The 15,733-nt window shown below is 51.4% G+C and carries 15 protein-coding genes; 8 read left to right on the plus strand and 7 right to left on the minus strand.

Going from position 1 to position 15,733, the window contains the following annotated elements:
• Nucleotides 1-7: 7 nt before the first annotated feature.
• Nucleotides 8-892, minus strand: a complete 885-nt coding sequence (locus tag ACMGG3_RS06505) for a MarR family transcriptional regulator (protein WP_014169985.1) — start codon at nt 890-892, stop codon at nt 8-10.
• 290 nt (nt 893-1,182) lie between these two features.
• Between ACMGG3_RS06505 and ACMGG3_RS06510 the strand changes: the two genes are divergently transcribed.
• A complete protein-coding gene (locus ACMGG3_RS06510; RefSeq protein WP_252069500.1) occupies nt 1,183-2,646 on the plus strand; it encodes an EAL domain-containing protein in 1,464 nt (487 codons plus the stop codon).
• A 32-nt stretch (nt 2,647-2,678) separates the two neighbouring features.
• Here ACMGG3_RS06510 and ACMGG3_RS06515 read toward each other — a convergent pair whose 3' ends face one another.
• Nucleotides 2,679-2,951, minus strand: coding sequence for a DUF883 family protein (locus ACMGG3_RS06515; protein ID WP_014169987.1), 273 nt, complete (start codon nt 2,949-2,951; stop codon nt 2,679-2,681).
• Nucleotides 2,952-3,070: 119 nt separating this feature from the next.
• A complete protein-coding gene (locus ACMGG3_RS06520; protein ID WP_163326707.1) occupies nt 3,071-3,739 on the minus strand; it encodes an epoxyqueuosine reductase QueH in 669 nt (222 codons plus the stop codon).
• 802 nt (nt 3,740-4,541) lie between these two features.
• On the opposite strand from ACMGG3_RS06520, the gene ACMGG3_RS06525 reads away from it, so the two are divergent.
• From ACMGG3_RS06525 to ACMGG3_RS06540, 4 genes are all read left to right on the plus strand, one after another.
• Nucleotides 4,542-5,345, plus strand: coding sequence for a DUF6694 family lipoprotein (locus ACMGG3_RS06525; RefSeq protein WP_020884201.1), 804 nt, complete (start codon nt 4,542-4,544; stop codon nt 5,343-5,345).
• A 302-nt stretch (nt 5,346-5,647) separates the two neighbouring features.
• Nucleotides 5,648-5,923 carry a metal/formaldehyde-sensitive transcriptional repressor gene (locus ACMGG3_RS06530; protein WP_014169989.1) on the plus strand — a complete coding sequence of 92 codons (276 nt, stop codon included), beginning with the start codon at nt 5,648-5,650 and terminating at the stop codon, nt 5,921-5,923.
• 33 nt (nt 5,924-5,956) lie between these two features.
• Nucleotides 5,957-7,075 (plus strand): S-(hydroxymethyl)glutathione dehydrogenase/class III alcohol dehydrogenase, encoded by a 1,119-nt coding sequence (locus ACMGG3_RS06535; RefSeq protein WP_014169990.1) that lies wholly within the window; start codon nt 5,957-5,959, stop codon nt 7,073-7,075.
• A gap of 161 nt (nt 7,076-7,236) precedes the next feature.
• Nucleotides 7,237-8,928: a methyl-accepting chemotaxis protein gene (locus tag ACMGG3_RS06540; RefSeq protein WP_025204238.1), complete on the plus strand. Its 1,692-nt coding sequence runs from the start codon at nt 7,237-7,239 to the stop codon at nt 8,926-8,928.
• A gap of 56 nt (nt 8,929-8,984) precedes the next feature.
• Here ACMGG3_RS06540 and ACMGG3_RS06545 read toward each other — a convergent pair whose 3' ends face one another.
• From ACMGG3_RS06545 to ACMGG3_RS06560, 4 genes are all read right to left on the minus strand, one after another.
• Entirely contained in the window at nt 8,985-11,366 is a 2,382-nt protein-coding gene (locus ACMGG3_RS06545) for a glucose/quinate/shikimate family membrane-bound PQQ-dependent dehydrogenase (protein ID WP_414149714.1), read from the minus strand.
• Nucleotides 11,367-11,648: 282 nt separating this feature from the next.
• Nucleotides 11,649-12,572, minus strand: a complete 924-nt coding sequence (locus ACMGG3_RS06550; protein WP_262105022.1) for a LysR substrate-binding domain-containing protein — start codon at nt 12,570-12,572, stop codon at nt 11,649-11,651.
• 186 nt (nt 12,573-12,758) lie between these two features.
• Nucleotides 12,759-13,643 carry an SDR family oxidoreductase gene (locus tag ACMGG3_RS06555; protein WP_032678123.1) on the minus strand — a complete coding sequence of 295 codons (885 nt, stop codon included), beginning with the start codon at nt 13,641-13,643 and terminating at the stop codon, nt 12,759-12,761.
• Between the two features lie 64 nt (nt 13,644-13,707).
• Nucleotides 13,708-14,097 (minus strand): YdeI family stress tolerance OB fold protein, encoded by a 390-nt coding sequence (locus ACMGG3_RS06560; RefSeq protein ID WP_014169995.1) that lies wholly within the window; start codon nt 14,095-14,097, stop codon nt 13,708-13,710.
• 138 nt (nt 14,098-14,235) lie between these two features.
• Here ACMGG3_RS06560 and ACMGG3_RS06565 point away from each other — a divergent pair, with 138 nt between their 5' ends.
• From ACMGG3_RS06565 to ACMGG3_RS06575, 3 genes are read left to right on the plus strand one after another with little or no spacing between them, the layout of a single operon-like run.
• A complete protein-coding gene (locus ACMGG3_RS06565) occupies nt 14,236-14,739 on the plus strand; it encodes a hypothetical protein (RefSeq protein WP_032681048.1) in 504 nt (167 codons plus the stop codon).
• 9 nt (nt 14,740-14,748) lie between these two features.
• Nucleotides 14,749-15,195, plus strand: a complete 447-nt coding sequence (locus ACMGG3_RS06570) for a DUF421 domain-containing protein (protein ID WP_244047973.1) — start codon at nt 14,749-14,751, stop codon at nt 15,193-15,195.
• 11 nt (nt 15,196-15,206) lie between these two features.
• Nucleotides 15,207-15,725, plus strand: coding sequence for a 2-oxo-tetronate isomerase (locus ACMGG3_RS06575; RefSeq protein ID WP_014169998.1), 519 nt, complete (start codon nt 15,207-15,209; stop codon nt 15,723-15,725).
• The last annotated feature ends 8 nt before the right edge of the window (nt 15,726-15,733 follow it).

Consider the following 15,733-nt stretch of genomic DNA (forward strand, 5'->3'; position numbering starts at 1 on the left):
AGAAACATTATACCGTCGACGTTACGTTAACAACGTGGCGTCGTTCTTTAGGAACGACGTTGATATAGTGAGTCACATAGGCGAAGTATAATCCGGCATAGTTTTCGACCAGTTCTATAAACGCCGGGTAAATCGACATCTGGCCATCACCCTGATCTTTAAGATAACCCGCCTCTTGTGCCGATTTGATAATACGGTTGACGTGGATCCGTGAAACAAAAAATTCTTTAGCCAGTAAGTTGGCTGAATAGGGTATTACTGCGCCATGTGCGGTTTTATTTTTTATGGCCTGCAGGTAAAGATATAACATTATCATCCGCCCTCCGTCTTTATCAATAAACAATCCCACTTCAGGCAAAACCTTCCTGAACGTTAATCCCCTGAAAAGGTATTCCGCTGCGCGACGGAAAAAGTTATTTCGCAGGATGTCGTTATCCAGCAGATTAACGTTGATATTAAACTTTGGGAAAAGAATACTTACCGGCAAAAATGCGCCGGACATGTAGCGTTTAAGTTCATTAAGTCCCTTTTCAGTCGGTGCGATTCTCGTTTTGCGTCTGTCTTCACTGCAGCGCCAGGTCTTGATGCGCCCGGTGGTTCTGAGCAAGGTGATGATCGCAATCACACTGTTGGGGCTGGCTATTTTATAACGGGAACATAATTCTTTAATTTCTGATACTGACTCAGCCTGATTTCCAAAGATAAAACAACACATGGAAAGAATAATGTTGAACCGTGATTCCTGAAGCATCGTTTTGTAGAACAAAGGTTGTTTTTTGTAGATGGCGTCATTAATGGTGTAGTGCTCTGTTATTGCCTCACTGAATCGCGGATTGTTTTTAATGACATCCCTTCGATGTAGCAAGGCCCTGGATGAGATATGATTATCCATAGCGTTTGTCTCTTATATGAATGAGCCGATAGATGAAGTATCCAGTCTTCTTTCGGATTTTTCATTATACCTTGAGATTGACATATTTACCGTTATTATTTGATGCGAATTTTATATTTATACTGCATATGGATACAGGCGGTGATTAACACAAAGATGTTCTCGTTAGTCACGTTGATAACGGTTTCTTAACCTGATGGTGTCCTGTAAAATTATTATCAACAACAGGGTTTTTTATATTTTGTTACATTCACAAATGGGATATGTGTTTTTGTGCCCAGGAGCAGGTTATGACCCAAAATATTTCTTTCAGAAATGCTGCTTTTTATGAGCAAAAATTTGTCATCTCAACCTGCCATTTCACATTTCAGGGGTACAGTCTGTTACTCAAACAGTACGGTATAGACGCTTCGCACGTTCGTTTTGAGGGGGATGAACCTTCCCGGCAGGATCTGGAAAATATCCTTATCAGTCAAAATGCTCAAATCTCGGTGTTCCTCGGCAAAGGTGTGGTCTCTCTCCTGGAGAGCCTGAAGCGACTCGCTTGCGTGCTAAATAAACTTCCTGTTATTCGAAAGGTAACCCTGTACGGGGAAATGCCGGATGGCTGGCTGTATCGAACGCTGGGGAATCTTTTAAATAATACTTTCCAGCTTTCATTGATTCGTATAGCCAGCGTGTCTGATGTTATGACCTGTTTTCGTATGCATAATGACGTATTTAAGGATAACTCACGTTCTTTGCGTGACCAATACTGGGGGTTGTCTTATCAGGAAAACGTAAAAGGTTTAACCGAAAGAGAGGTAAGCGTTTTATTAAATTTTTATCGCGGAATGTCAGTAAAAGAGCAGTGTGAAAAAATGGGGCTGTCTAATAAAACGGTTTATACCCACCGTAAGGAAGGAGTGAAAAAATTACACCAGATCCGACGCTGGCTGAAAGATCCGCATGCCTTAAGAATGGAAGGAAGCACGGAACGGTTAACGCAAAAAGAAAGTCTCTCTGCCAAAGAGACGGCGGTTTATAATGCATTGCTAAAAAGAGAGATATTCCCTGCGTATCAGATTATAACCGATCGTTATAAGAAGGGTGTGGGGTTTGAGATACTCATTCGCTGGAATAATAATGGTAAAATTATCAAGCCAGTTAATTTTCTTACTGATATTTCAAGCCAGGAGATATGGCTAAAAATTACTGCGCTAGTGATACATGCTGCGGTGTCAGGCATTAATAAATATAACGGTAAATATTATTTTTCCGTCAATATCCCCCCGCGACTTGCCTCGGGTAATGCACTTCCGGACATGGCCAAAAAGGCTGTGGCGATGCTGCTCAATCCACAGTGGGCCGACAAACTGGTCTTTGAATTTGCGGAAGATATTGATGTGACCAAGGATAGGACGATCCCAGAAACCATGCGGCGTTTACGCAATACCGGGTGCCGGCTGTTTCTCGATGACTGCTTTTCCAACCATCAAACCATGTTCCCGGTAAGGCAGGTGCATTTTGATGGATTAAAGCTTGACCGGGATATCGTCGAGCATTTTGTGGCGAATGACAACGATTATAATCTTATTAAAGCGATACAGATATACAGCGATATGACCGGCACGGATTGTATTGCTGAAGGGGTGGATAGCGAAGAGAAGTTTGAGAAGTTAGTCGCCCTTGGGGTTAAAAGTTTTCAGGGCTATTATCTTTCGCGGGCGGTAAAAGAAGACGAATTAGATCGCATGGTCAGATTGTTTAGCTAAAGCGCAAAAATAAAGCCCCGAAGGGCCTTTATTTATTTTCGACCCAGTAACAGGCCGAGAACAATACCTACCGCCCCCGCAGCAATTAAACCCGTCAGGGGATTGTTTCTCACCGCTTCAGTGACATCGGAAACGGCGTCGCTGGCCTGTGCGGCATATTTCTTGGCAGCACCTTTAACCTGATGCTTAGGGGAGTCAACGAAATCGCCAAACTGCTGCTGGGCTGAGCCTGCCAGTTCATCGAGTTTATTTTTCGCTTTGTCTTCTGCAAACTGTGTATTTTTATCAGTATTGAAATCAGTCATTTTTGCCTCCTTGTGTTGATAGTATAAGGATAGCCTCTCTTTTGCGTTTTAAGGGACGCAGGGCGGAAATTGGCACAAAATCCTCCTGTTTTCGGATATATCTCTATGCCATAAACCCTTTATTTCTCATTCTCATCCTGACCGTAATACAGTTTCCCAATCCGGATAAGCGGGCGGCCCTGAGACTTGCGGTGCAGGTTACTGTCCCTGAGCGAATACACGCACCCGCAATATTCCTGCTGGTAAAACTGTTCCCGCTTGCTTATCTCAATCATGCGCGAGGAACCGCCCTGTTTGCGCCAGTTGTAGTCCCAGTAGACCATCCCCGGATAGCGCGCTGCCGCACGCTGGCCGCAGTCATTTATCTGCTGCATATTCTTCCAGCGGGAGATCCCTAATGAACTACTGATGACGCGAAAACCATTTTCTGCAGCATACAACGCTGTGCGTTCGAAACGCATATCGAAGCACATGGTGCAGCGGATGCCGCGCTCGGGTTCCCATTCCATGCCCTTAGCGCGTTCAAACCAGTTATCGGTGTCGTAATCGGCATCGACAAACGGCACGCCGTGTTTTTCCGCAAAGCGAATATTCTCCTCCTTACGGATGAGGTATTCCTTTTGTGGATGAATATTGGGGTTATAGAAAAATATGGTGTAATCAATTCCCGAGGCCTGGATGGCCTCCATCACTTCTCCCGAGCAGGGGGCGCAGCAGGAGTGCAGCAGCAGTTTGTCGGCACCGTGTGGCAGGGTAAGTTGAGGGCGGATAAAGGGGGTTGTACTCATCGTATCAACTCTATGTGAATGAAATTTATTGAATTGTAGTCCCGTAACCGAAGAAAGTGAACGTTCAGGGCAAACCCCGGCGAACATAAACATCCACGTTTCTTTTCTATGGCTCCGATCACGTCACCTCGTATTCCCCCGATCCTGCGACGACTCACAGCAATCATGCATTGACCGAAGGAATAAATTCGACATAATTTATTTCTGTGGTGAATCCTCTCTCAAGAGAGGGCGTTCCAGACTACTGCTGTCCGCAGGTATGTACGCATCTTTGCTTACCAGGGGAGAGTCACTGGGATGCACCCGACACCACGATTCTTTCTTTAATTTTTTATCCCATTGGAAGGGTATAGAGTGCACAAGTTTAATTCCTCTCTTCTTGCGATTTTTTTGCTGACAGGTTGTAGTTCCGATCTGGTTCTCAGCCCACCTCAAAAACCTGAATACAAGGCTATGCCAGAGATAACCCAGTCTGTGACACCATCCCAACAGCGTGCGATCATGGCTGGTGAGAGGCCTGATTGGTCAGAAAGGACGCCAGTCGGCACCATGAAACGATATTGATAAATACCTAACGACCAGGGCTGCCATTCGGTGGCCTTTTTTATTGTGATGAATGAGCGGGATGTGATGGCCGCAGCCAAAACGCAGAAGGCATGGTGAAAACGACCCTGCGCCTGGCGTTGATAATCACCAGACGTGTGGAATGCAACTGAATCAAGTTAATGTTCTATATGCTTATTTTATCAATGCACCAATTCCTGATAAGATTGTTCCTAATTTTTACTGATGGAATAGGGACATGAAAAAAATTGTTGGCGTGATATTACTTTCCTGCTTACTTGCCGGTTGCGATAAACCTAAAATTGACTCATCAACTGATGATGCAATGAAATCGTCTATAGCTAAAGTCAGAGAGTCACTTCCGGAGAATAAGCGGGAGGAGTTTGATAGCGCTCTGCAAGTTGTGGCATTCAGTAACATCAACATGGCTGATCTCATGCATGCTTCATCAGACAATGACAAAGAAGACCTCAGCAAAAAGATGCGCGAACCCCTGTCGGGAAAGACTGCTGAGGAAGTCATTTCTTATGCTCAGAAAGTAACAGCTGAGAGAGAGCTTAAGCAGAAAGAACAGGCAATTCAGGAAATTAAAACGCTAGAAAAGAAAAAAGCTGACTCAGATATGGCTAAAGAGGAGCTGAAGAAAATCCAGGTTTTATCAGCCAGATTTACCAGGGAGCCTGAGGCAGACGGTGAGCCACAACCCGTAATTAGACTGGTTGTAAAAAACAAGAGTGAAAACGTTATTTCCAGAGCCTACCTGCATGGAGTGATAGCAAGCAGCGGACACTCAGATCCCTGGTTGGAAAGTAAGTTCTTTTACGATATTCCTGACGGGCTTAAACCGAATGAAGAAGCTACATGGGCTCTGGCTCCGCCTAAAAATTCTGAATGGGGTCAACTTTATGCCCCAAGCGACGCTGTTTTCACTGTGACAGTCATGAGAGTAGACGGTACTGATAAGCGGGCGTTGTTTGATGCAACAATGTTTACAGAGGAAGACGGTAACAAGCTTGATGAACTGAAGAAAAAATACCCGTGATTTGTAGCTAAAAAAATGACCCGCTTAGGCGGGTTTTTTTACGTCCGGAGGAAACGTGGCGACAGATATATTAACCTGGTGAACCCAGATACGGGCAGAAAGGGAAGGGAAGTTTAGCCACACGATTCGTTCTGCATCCTTTGGTCGTGGTTATGAGCAAATCGCAGGAGATGAACTAACCCTGAGCAGCAATTCTGGCTGATGACCCTCTCAGCTAACTACACGATAACCACGTCAAACCTAATGTTTACATAAAGCTGTTTTAAAAGATACAATACCCCCCTATAGTATCAGGAGGGCGTATGCCGCATTCACCCGCAGATAAAAAACGTATTCTGACGCGCGTCCGCCGCATTCGAGGGCAGGTTGATGCTCTTGAGCGTGCACTGGAATCGGGCGACCCCTGTCTGGCCATCCTGCAGCAAATTGCCGCCGTGCGCGGTGCTGCGAATGGGTTGATGGGCGAAATGGTTGAAATTCACCTCAAAGATGAGCTGGTGACCGGGGAGACAACGCCGGACCAGCGGGCCGTTCGCATGGCAGAAGTCGGCCATTTGCTGCGCTCTTATCTAAAATAAACCCACAGACCTCACAATAAGGGAAGAGACATTATGAAATCTCGCGCTGCTGTCGCATTTGGCCCCGGCCAGCCGCTCAAAATCGTTGAAATCGACGTGGCTCCGCCGAAGAAAGGCGAAGTCCTGATCAAAATTACCCATACCGGCGTGTGTCATACCGATGCGTTTACCCTTTCGGGTGACGATCCTGAAGGCGTGTTCCCGGCGGTACTCGGCCACGAAGGCGGCGGGATTGTGGTGGAAGTCGGCGAGGGCGTGACCAGCCTGAAACCGGGTGACCATGTGATTCCGCTGTACACGGCAGAATGTGGTGAGTGTAAGTTCTGTAAATCCGGCAAAACTAACCTCTGCCAGGCGGTTCGCGCTACTCAGGGTAAAGGTCTGATGCCAGACGGTACCACTCGCTTCTCCTATAACGGTGAGCCGATCTATCACTACATGGGCACCAGTACCTTCAGCGAATACACCGTGTGCGCGGAAATTTCGCTGGCGAAAGTGAACCCACAGGCGCCGCTGGATAAGGTTTGCCTGCTGGGCTGCGGCGTGACCACCGGGATTGGCGCGGTGCATAACACCGCAAAAGTGAAAGAGGGCGACACCGTTGCGGTGTTCGGTCTGGGCGGTATCGGTCTGGCGGTAATCCAGGGGGCGGTGCAGGCGAAGGCGGGTCGTATTATCGCTGTCGATACTAACCCGGAGAAATTCACACTGGCAGGCGAAATGGGTGCCACTGATTTCGTGAACCCGAAAGACTACGATAAGCCGGTTCAGGATGTGATCGTTGAGATGACCGATGGCGGCGTTGACTTCAGCTTCGAATGTATCGGTAACGTTAACGTGATGCGCTCCGCGCTTGAATGCTGCCACAAAGGCTGGGGTGAGAGCATCATCATTGGCGTTGCCGGTGCGGGCCAGGAGATCAAAACCCGTCCATTCCAGCTGGTGACCGGCCGTGTGTGGCGTGGTTCAGCGTTTGGCGGCGTGAAAGGGCGCACCCAGCTTCCGGGCATGGTGGAAGATGCAATGGTCGGGAAAATTCAGCTCGACCCGTTCATTACCCATCGCCTGCCGCTGGAGCAAATCAACGACGCGTTCGATTTGATGCACGAAGGTAAGTCCATCCGTACCGTGATTCACTTCGGCGACAAGTAACTCTTCTGCCAGCGGTTTTTTTGCCGCTGGCGTTTCCTGCATAATCTTCTCTAAAGTGTGACCTGACTTGCGCTTTTAGCCGTAAGCTAATCTCCAGCCGTGCCGATGACTATTTTACAGGCGTGTTTTTACGCATCTTACCTACAAGAGAGTCGACGGTCATGGACAACACAACAACGATGCAGGCGCAGCGCACGCTGAGCTTTTTGCATCATATCAGGCTGGTTCCGCTGTTTTCCTCCATTCTCGGTGGCATTATTTTGCTGTTCGCCTTGAGCTCAGGTCTGGCGGGCTATTTCCTGCTGCAGGCAGACGCCGATCAGCAGGATGTCACATCAGAAATTCAGGTGCGTATGGGGCTGTCGAACAGTTCTAACCATCTTCGCACCGCGCGTATCAATATGATCCACGCTGGCGCGGCCAGCCGTATCGCCGAGATGGATGCAATGAAGCAGAACATCAGCGAGGCGGAAAAACGTATTAAGCAGTCTCAGGATGGCTTTAACGCGTACATGAACCGCCCCGTTCGTACGGCGGAGGATGAAGCGCTGGATGCCGAACTGAAAACACGCTTTGACGCCTATATCGCGGGCCTTCAGCCGATGGTTAAATTTGCCAAAAACGGCATGTTTGAAGCGATCATTAACCATGAAAACGAATCCGCCCGCCCGCTGGATGACGCCTATAACGCCGTCCTGCTGAAGGCGATTAAGATCCGTACCGACCGGGCCAATGCCCTGACGGCGCAGGCGCACAGCCGCACGCAGCTGGGCCTGATGTTTATGGTCGGGGCGTTTGCCCTGGCGCTGGTGTTGACCGCGCTGACCTTTATCGTGCTGCGCCGCACGGTCATCAATCCGCTTCAGCGTGCTGCCACGCGAATCGAGAACATTGCGAAAGGCGACCTGACGATGCCGGATGATGTCGCCGGGCGCAGCGAAATTGGCCGACTGACGCGCGACCTGCAAACCATGCAGCACTCGCTGGAGACCACGGTTGGCACCGTACGCCAGGGGGCGGAAGAGATCTATCGCGGAACCAGTGAAATCTCGGCTGGCAACACCGATCTCTCATCCCGTACCGAACAGCAGGCGGCCGCCATTGAGCAGACTGCCGCAAGTATGGAACAGCTGACCGCGACGGTGAAACAAAATGCCGATAACGCGCACCATGCCAGCAAGCTGGCGGAAGATGCCTCCGGTAAAGCCAGCCGTGGCGGCCAGATGGTCTCCGGCGTGGTGAAAACGATGAGCAATATCTCCACCAGTTCGAAGAAGATCTCTGAGATTACTGCGGTAATTAACAGCATTGCGTTCCAGACCAATATCCTGGCGCTCAATGCGGCAGTAGAAGCAGCGCGTGCGGGTGAACAAGGACGCGGCTTTGCGGTGGTGGCGAGCGAAGTGCGTACCCTGGCGAGCCGAAGTGCAAATGCCGCGAAAGAGATTGAAAGCCTGATCAACGAGTCGGTTTCCCTGATCGATCAGGGTTCCGGTGAAGTGGTCGCCGCGGGCAACACCATGAACGACATCGTCGATGCGGTGAAACGCGTTACCGATATTATGCTGGAAATTGCCGCCGCCTCCGACGAACAGAGCCGCGGTATCGAGCAGGTCAGCCAGGCGATTTCGGAGATGGACAAAGTGACGCAGCAGAACGCCTCGCTGGTGGAAGAAGCCTCTGCGGCGGCGGCCTCCCTGGAAGAACAGGGCGCGCGTCTGACCGAGGCAGTCGGGGCATTTCGTCTGAGTGGCGCAAAGCCTGGCCGTTCAGTCTCGTCTGCGCCAGCGGTGAAAAACGCACCTTTACGTCCTGCGCCTGCGGTGTCGGGTGATAACTGGGAAACGTTCTGAGTCGTCCGGGGTAAACGGGTGAAAAAAAGGGACCGTCAGGTCCCTTTTTTATGGCGTTACTGCTTGTCCGGTAGCGCGTAGGCAATCACGTAATCACCGCGATCCGGCGACTGACGGGCACCCCCCGCGTTGATGATGATGTACTGTTTACCGGTTTTCGGTGAAACATAAGTCATCGGTCCGGACTGGCTACCGACCGGCAGACGGTCTTTCCAGATCTCTTTCCCGGTGGCGGTATCAAACGCGCGCAGGTAGAAATCCTGGGTGCCGGCAAAGAACAGCAAACCGGACTGGGTAGCGAGGGACGCGCCCAGGGTCGGCATACCGATTGGGATCGGCATATGCATACGAATGCCAAGCGGGCCAGTATCTTCCACCGTACCGACCGGAACCTGCCACACCAGCTTGCCTGATTTCAGGTCAACGGCTGACATAGTGCCAAACGGTGGCTTCTGACACGGAATGCCCAACGGCGACAGGAAGCGTTCACGCATAGCTCCGAACGGTGTACCGTCCATAGGCACAATACCCATCTCGATGCCGCTGGCGTTTTTCGCCACGTTGGCACGCGGTACCATGTAGTTTGCCAGTCCCAGGCGCATATCGTTAACGAACATCAGGCTGTTGTTCGGGTCGATTGAGACGCTGCCCCAGTTCATCCCGCCGAGGGAGCCCGGGAACTGCAGGGAACGGTCGAGACCCGGTGGGGTGAAGACGCCCTGGTGACGCATCTCTTTAAACTGAATGCGGCACAGCAGCAGGTCGACTGGTGTCGCCCCCCACATATCCGATTCGGTCAGCGTCTGGTTGCCAATCATCGGCATGCCAACAGAGTACGGTTGGGTCGGGGAGTAACGTTCACCTTCAACGTTACCGGCCGGTACCGGGCGCTCTTCCACTTTCGCCACGGGCTTGCCGGTTTCGCGGTTGAGCATAAAGATCATGCCCTGCTTGCTGGTCTGCACCAGCACCGGCGTGGTGCCACCTTTACCGTCGGGTAAATCGTACAGCAGCGGCTGGGAAGGGAGATCAAAGTCCCACAGGTCGTGGTGGGTGGTCTGGAAATGCCAGCGCACCTGACCGGTGGCGGCGTCCACCGCCACGATGGAGGAGCTGTACTTGTCATCCAGCGCCGTACGCTCACCCGCCCAGAAATCTGGCGTGGCGTTGCCGGTTGGCAGATAGATCAGGTTCAGTTTTGCATCGTAAGACATGGCAGACCAGACGTTCGGCGTGCCGCGTGTATAGGTCTGTCCTTCCGGTGGAAGGCCGGTCAGTTGCGGATTACCCGGATCCCATGCCCATGCCAGCTTACCGGTATGAACGTCATATGCACGCACGACGCCCGGCGGTTCGCCAGTGGAGAAGTTATCCGCGATACGACCGCCGACCACCACCACATTCCCCGCGACCAGTGGCGTGGAGGTCTGCTGATAGTAACCCGGTTTGATTTCCCCCATCCCGATGCTCAGGTCAACGGTGCCACGATCGCCAAAGTCTTCACAGACCTTGCCGTTATCTGCATTGATGGCTATCAGTCGCGCATCGGTGGTCGGCAGGAACAGACGACGAGGGCATGCCGCAGGCTGTGCATCTGTCTGTGACGTTGTCACGCTGCTGTGATCTTCAAAATAGCCCAGACCGCGGCAACGCTGCCAGTTCGGTGCCGAGGCTTTCGCGTCGTAACGCCATTTTTCTTTACCGGAGTCGACGTCCAGCGCCAGGAGTTTACTGTACGGCGTACAGACATACAGCGTGTCGCCAATTTGCAATGGTGTGTTCTGATCTTCCGCACCGGAGCCGTTGCTCTGAGGAATATCCCCCGTGTGGGCAACCCAGGCCACCTTCAGATCGTTCACGTTTTGTTTGTTAATTTGATCGAGGGCGGCGAAGCGGTCACCGTGGGTGGTATTGCCCCAGTGCGCCCAGTTTTTCTGCTCCTGACCCGGTGCGACCGGTTTTACCGGTACCGGCTCATTCGCCGCCACCAGCGTTTGCGGCTTGAACATCCAGCCGAGGCTCACCAGCATCACGACCGCCAGAACGGCCGCGACGCCAAACGCCGGTGCTTTGTTCGGGGCGTTGTGGTTTGCTGCGCGCATAAACGGCCAGACGATGGCACAGAGGAAGGCCAGCACGGCAAACGTAAAGAGGCGCGAGAAGAGCGGCCAGAAATCCCATCCGGCATCGCTGACGGCCCAGAACAGCGAGGCGATAAACGCGATGCCATAGAGGACGATCCCGCTGGCGCGGTTGATGAAAATCAGGACGGCGGCAATCACCATCGCCACGCCCATGATCAGGAAGTACCCACTTCCGCCTACGGTAACAAGCTTTAAACCTAAGCCGCCAACAGCCAGACCGATGAGCGTCATCAGTCCGGCAAGGAGCCACTGCAGGATACGGGGTATCCCACGTGGCGCGCTGCCAAATGCCATTTCTGTCTCCTTTAAATCCCCCGCGTTGCGGAACGGTGCCGAATATGTACCAATTGGGTAATAATCGCGGAGGGGGATGAGGTTTTATACGGTTTATCCGCATCATGTGCGGTTGAATTCCTGTTTAACAAATAGCATGCGAACCATTTGGTGAATTCGCGGCTATGATAAAACTGTTAAATTGTTTTACGCAATTGTTAATGGATGATTTCGCATTTTTTGACCACAGAAACAAAAAACCCGTCGACAGGACGGGTTAGTGGTTGAGGTTGTAAAGGCGTCTCAGGCAGGCATGGATTTGCGGATGGCGCTGAGCAGCGTCTGCGCACCCGGGGAGAGCGGGGTATCCACGCGGGTTAATATACCGATAGGTTCGCCCGCACCTGGCGACGTCACCGGCAGTGCGGTAAGCGAGCCCTGGCGGAGATCATCTTTCACCGCGCCGGAGGGAACGAACCAGACGTAGTCATAATCCACCGTAAGCTGGCGCGAAAGCGAGGCCGACAGCGTTTCGATGCAACCTGAAGGCAGTGAGCAGCCCTGCATCTGCAGCAGTGTCTCGGCGTTCTGACGCGGAACGGTGCCTTTTGGGGATACTACCACCGGCCACTCCATTACGCGGCTTAACGTCACCGTATCCTGCAGCAGGGGGTGACCGGGACGCACGACCAGCTTCAGGGATTCCAGGAATAACAGCTCGTAGTTAAGCCCGCCCATAAGCTCGGGGTCGGACATGCGCCCGATACCGAGATCCAGTTCGCCGGATTTTAGCCCGGCGAGCAGCATGGTGTTATTCATGGTGGCAACCTGAATAGTGGTATGCCGCTGATGTTTGTGGAACTGCCCAATGACCGGAGGCAGAATGCCGAGTGCCGCCGTTGGCAGGGCACCCACGCGCACAATCTCCGTGGCGTGCTCCTCTTTGCGGTTGAGCGACTGTCCGGCAGTATTCAGCGCATCGAGAACCTTGACGGCGTGCGTTAGGAATTGTTCACCCACGAGGGTGAGTTGTGCCCCCAGCCGACCGCGGTCGAAGAGACGGGTTCCGGTGAGTTGTTCCAGCTCGTTCAGCGTTTTGGAGAGCGCAGGCTGGCTTAGGTTGAGAGTTTCAGCCGCTCGCCCCAGCGTTCCCTGTTGAGCGACGGCCACAAATGTATGCAAATGGCGCAAGCGTATGCGCTGACTGAACAGACCATTTTTTTCCATAGGCGATGTTAAAAACAGAGCGATGCGGGTGACAAGCTAAGTTGTTTAATTTTGATAACTTGATAGCAAAATATTTTTAACATTTGATCTGTTTGAGTTACAACATGTTTTTTGGCAGGGGGGAGAGGAAGAACGTCCTTGTTCTTTTCGAGCATATTGAGAGCGTTACGTCAGTATATAGCCGGGTTAAATCACGCCATCACCGCCGTCAGAGCACCATACCTGACCGGAGGTAAATGAACATTCATCCGAGGCCAGCGTGACATAGAGCGGTGCGATTTCAACAGGTTGACCCGGACGCCCCAGCGGGGTATCACCGCCAAACTCTTTCACTTTTTCCATCGGCTGGCCGCCGCTGGATTGCAGCACCGTCCAGTAAGGACCCGGGGCAACCGCGTTGACGCGTATTCCTTTTGGACCAAGCTGTTTCGCTAAGGATTTGGTGAATACCGCCAGACAGGCTTTTGTCTGGGCATAATCCAGCAGCACAGGGCTGGGCTTAACCGCCTGGACCGAGGAGGTATTAATGATAGAGGCCGACGGTTTCAGATGGCGCAGCGCCGCTTTGGTTATCCAGAAAGGCGCATAGACATTGGTTTTGAAGGTCGCGTCAAAATCTTCCGTGGTAAGCTCTTCAAGGGATTCACGGTATTGCTGACGACCGGCGTTATTCACCAGAATGTCCAGTCCCCCCAGTTTGGCCACCGCCTCTTCTACCAGCTTCTGGCAGAACGTCTCATCACGGATGTCACCCGGCAGCGCGACGGCAATGCGTCCTTCCGCTTTGATAAGCTCAATGACGTCAACCGCGTCTTTCTCTTCTTCAGGCAGATAATTGATTGCGACGTCAGCCCCTTCACGGGCGTAAGCGATCGCGACTGCGCGACCAATACCGGAGTCGCCTCCGGTGATCAATGCTTTCTTGCCGGCAAGGCGGCCATGCCCTTTATAGCTCGTTTCCCCGTGGTCGGGTACGGGTTGCATTTCTGATGCCAGTCCCGGCGGCGTTTGCGGTTGCTCCGGGAAAGGGGGTTGCGGGTAAGCGTTCTGACGTTGTGTAGTATCACTCATAGCTGACTCCTTAAGCCAAGGGGTGAGATTTGATGGATAGTTGCAGCGTTAACGCTTCGCTGAATTATTTCTGCAAATGATCGACGCGCACGACAGGCGGCGATGATTTCTTATCAAGCGATCCGTTGATACTGATCATCTGATCGGGTTTTACTGTTCTGCCGTCGAATACTGCCTGGGGAATAATAACGTCTATTTTTCCGGTTTTATCCTGGAATACAAACTTATCGCCGCTACCGTCAATAAGGTTTCCGCGTAATGAAATAGTCGCACCATCATGCATTTCTTTTGCATGATCGATGGTCATAATTCGTGCATCATCGGTTCCACGATAACCGCTATCCAGTGCGTGCGGCGGTGGCGGTGCTTCACCTTTTTGTAACCCGCCGTTATTATCTGCCCATGCGGTCGGTACCAGAAATATCAAAAAAGCGGAAATAAGCGATAATTTCATCTGATATCCTTCATTTTGTGTGTCTTGACTTATTAAGTATTGTTGCTATTCCTTTATGTGGCAAATGTGATAAGTCTTAAAAACATTCGCTTTTGAAATCAAAAATATCGGTTAATAAGCGAAACGGTGATAGCCGCCATGAAGCGTCAAAGTGATAAGCTACCTGGGATAGATGAGAATTACCGATTGCTGACGTTTGAATATGGATTTCGTCAGGTGGGTTTTATTGTCCTGCTGGCCATTATCGTTGCGGCGATAGCGGGCTTCTTTTCAAGCGGAGTGGTGAGTGATACGCAAAGAACAAACTCGGCAAAGTCGCTGACCATCAACTACGAGCGCTTTGGCCGACGCCAGACGGAGTCGAAGATCCACCTTTCATTCCCGGTCAGAACAGAAGGGAAATACACCCTGAGTGTGACCAGCGAGAGCAACGATGTTTACGAGCCAGGAAGCGTTTGGCCGCAACCGGACAGCATGTTCAGTCGCGGGAATACGCTCTTTTTTGTTTATAACAACCTGAAAATGTCCGACAACTTCTCTGTCTTACTTTTCACGACCCCTGCACGCGCAGGTAAATGGGACAATGTCGTTCGCATAAACAACGAGCCGGAAATCCCTTTCTGGCAATTAATTTACCCGTAGGAGGCTGATATGGATATGGTCTTTCGTGCGCTGGCTATTTATCTGTTCCTCGTCGTGGTATTTAAAGTTGCCGGGCGGCGCGCTTTGCTGCAGATGACCAGCTTTGATCTGATTCTCCTGTTAATTATCAGTGAGGCGACGCAACAGGCGCTGCTCGGGGAAGATTTTTCGGTCACCGGCGCAATGATTACCATTACCACGCTGGTGGTAGTGGATATTATCTTTGGGGTAATGAAAAAATATTTCTCACCGGTAGAAAATATTCTTGATGGTACTCCGGTGATATTGGTTGAGAACGGCGTGCCGTTAGCAGATAAACTCAAAAAAGTCGACGTTTCCTGTGATGATATTCTGGTATCGGCACGCCAGAATAATGGTGTTACGCAGCTGAGTGAAATTAAATATGCCATTCTTGAGCGCAATGGTCATATTTCAATCATTCCTTTTGAGAAGTAAGAGGCCACGAAATGAGCAACCTTCACCATGATAACAATTATACCGTCGCCGAACTGACCAAAAAAGTGGCGAGCAAATTGACAGATCTAGGGCTTCGCTTAACCACGGCAGAATCCTGCACCGGCGGAAAACTCTCCGTCGCCCTTTGTGCTGAAGAGAACACGGCCGAATTTTATGATGTCGGCCTGGTCGTGTTCAGTGACGGCGCGAAAGAGCGCATTCTGGGCGTGCGTCCTGAGACCCTTGAACGGTATACGGCCGTGAGTGAACAGACGGTAACCGAAATGGCCGCCCGGATTCTGGAGATTGCCCAGGCGGATGTCAGTATTGCCATCAGCGGTTATGCCGGGCCAGAAGGGGGCGACGATGGCACGGCGGCAGGGACCGTTTGCTTCGCCTGGAACCTTCGCGGACACACGGAAACCCGTACCGTCCTGTTTTCCGGCGACTGCCAGGATGTGGTTGAGAAGGCGGTGCAGTATTCATTGTCTGAATTAGTGACCAGATTATCCGGCTGGGATAACGAGTAAATTTACGC

Origin of the sequence: Enterobacter sp. BNK-18, from assembly GCF_047456135.1 — a bacterium.
GTDB lineage: Bacteria > Pseudomonadota > Gammaproteobacteria > Enterobacterales > Enterobacteriaceae > Enterobacter > Enterobacter ludwigii.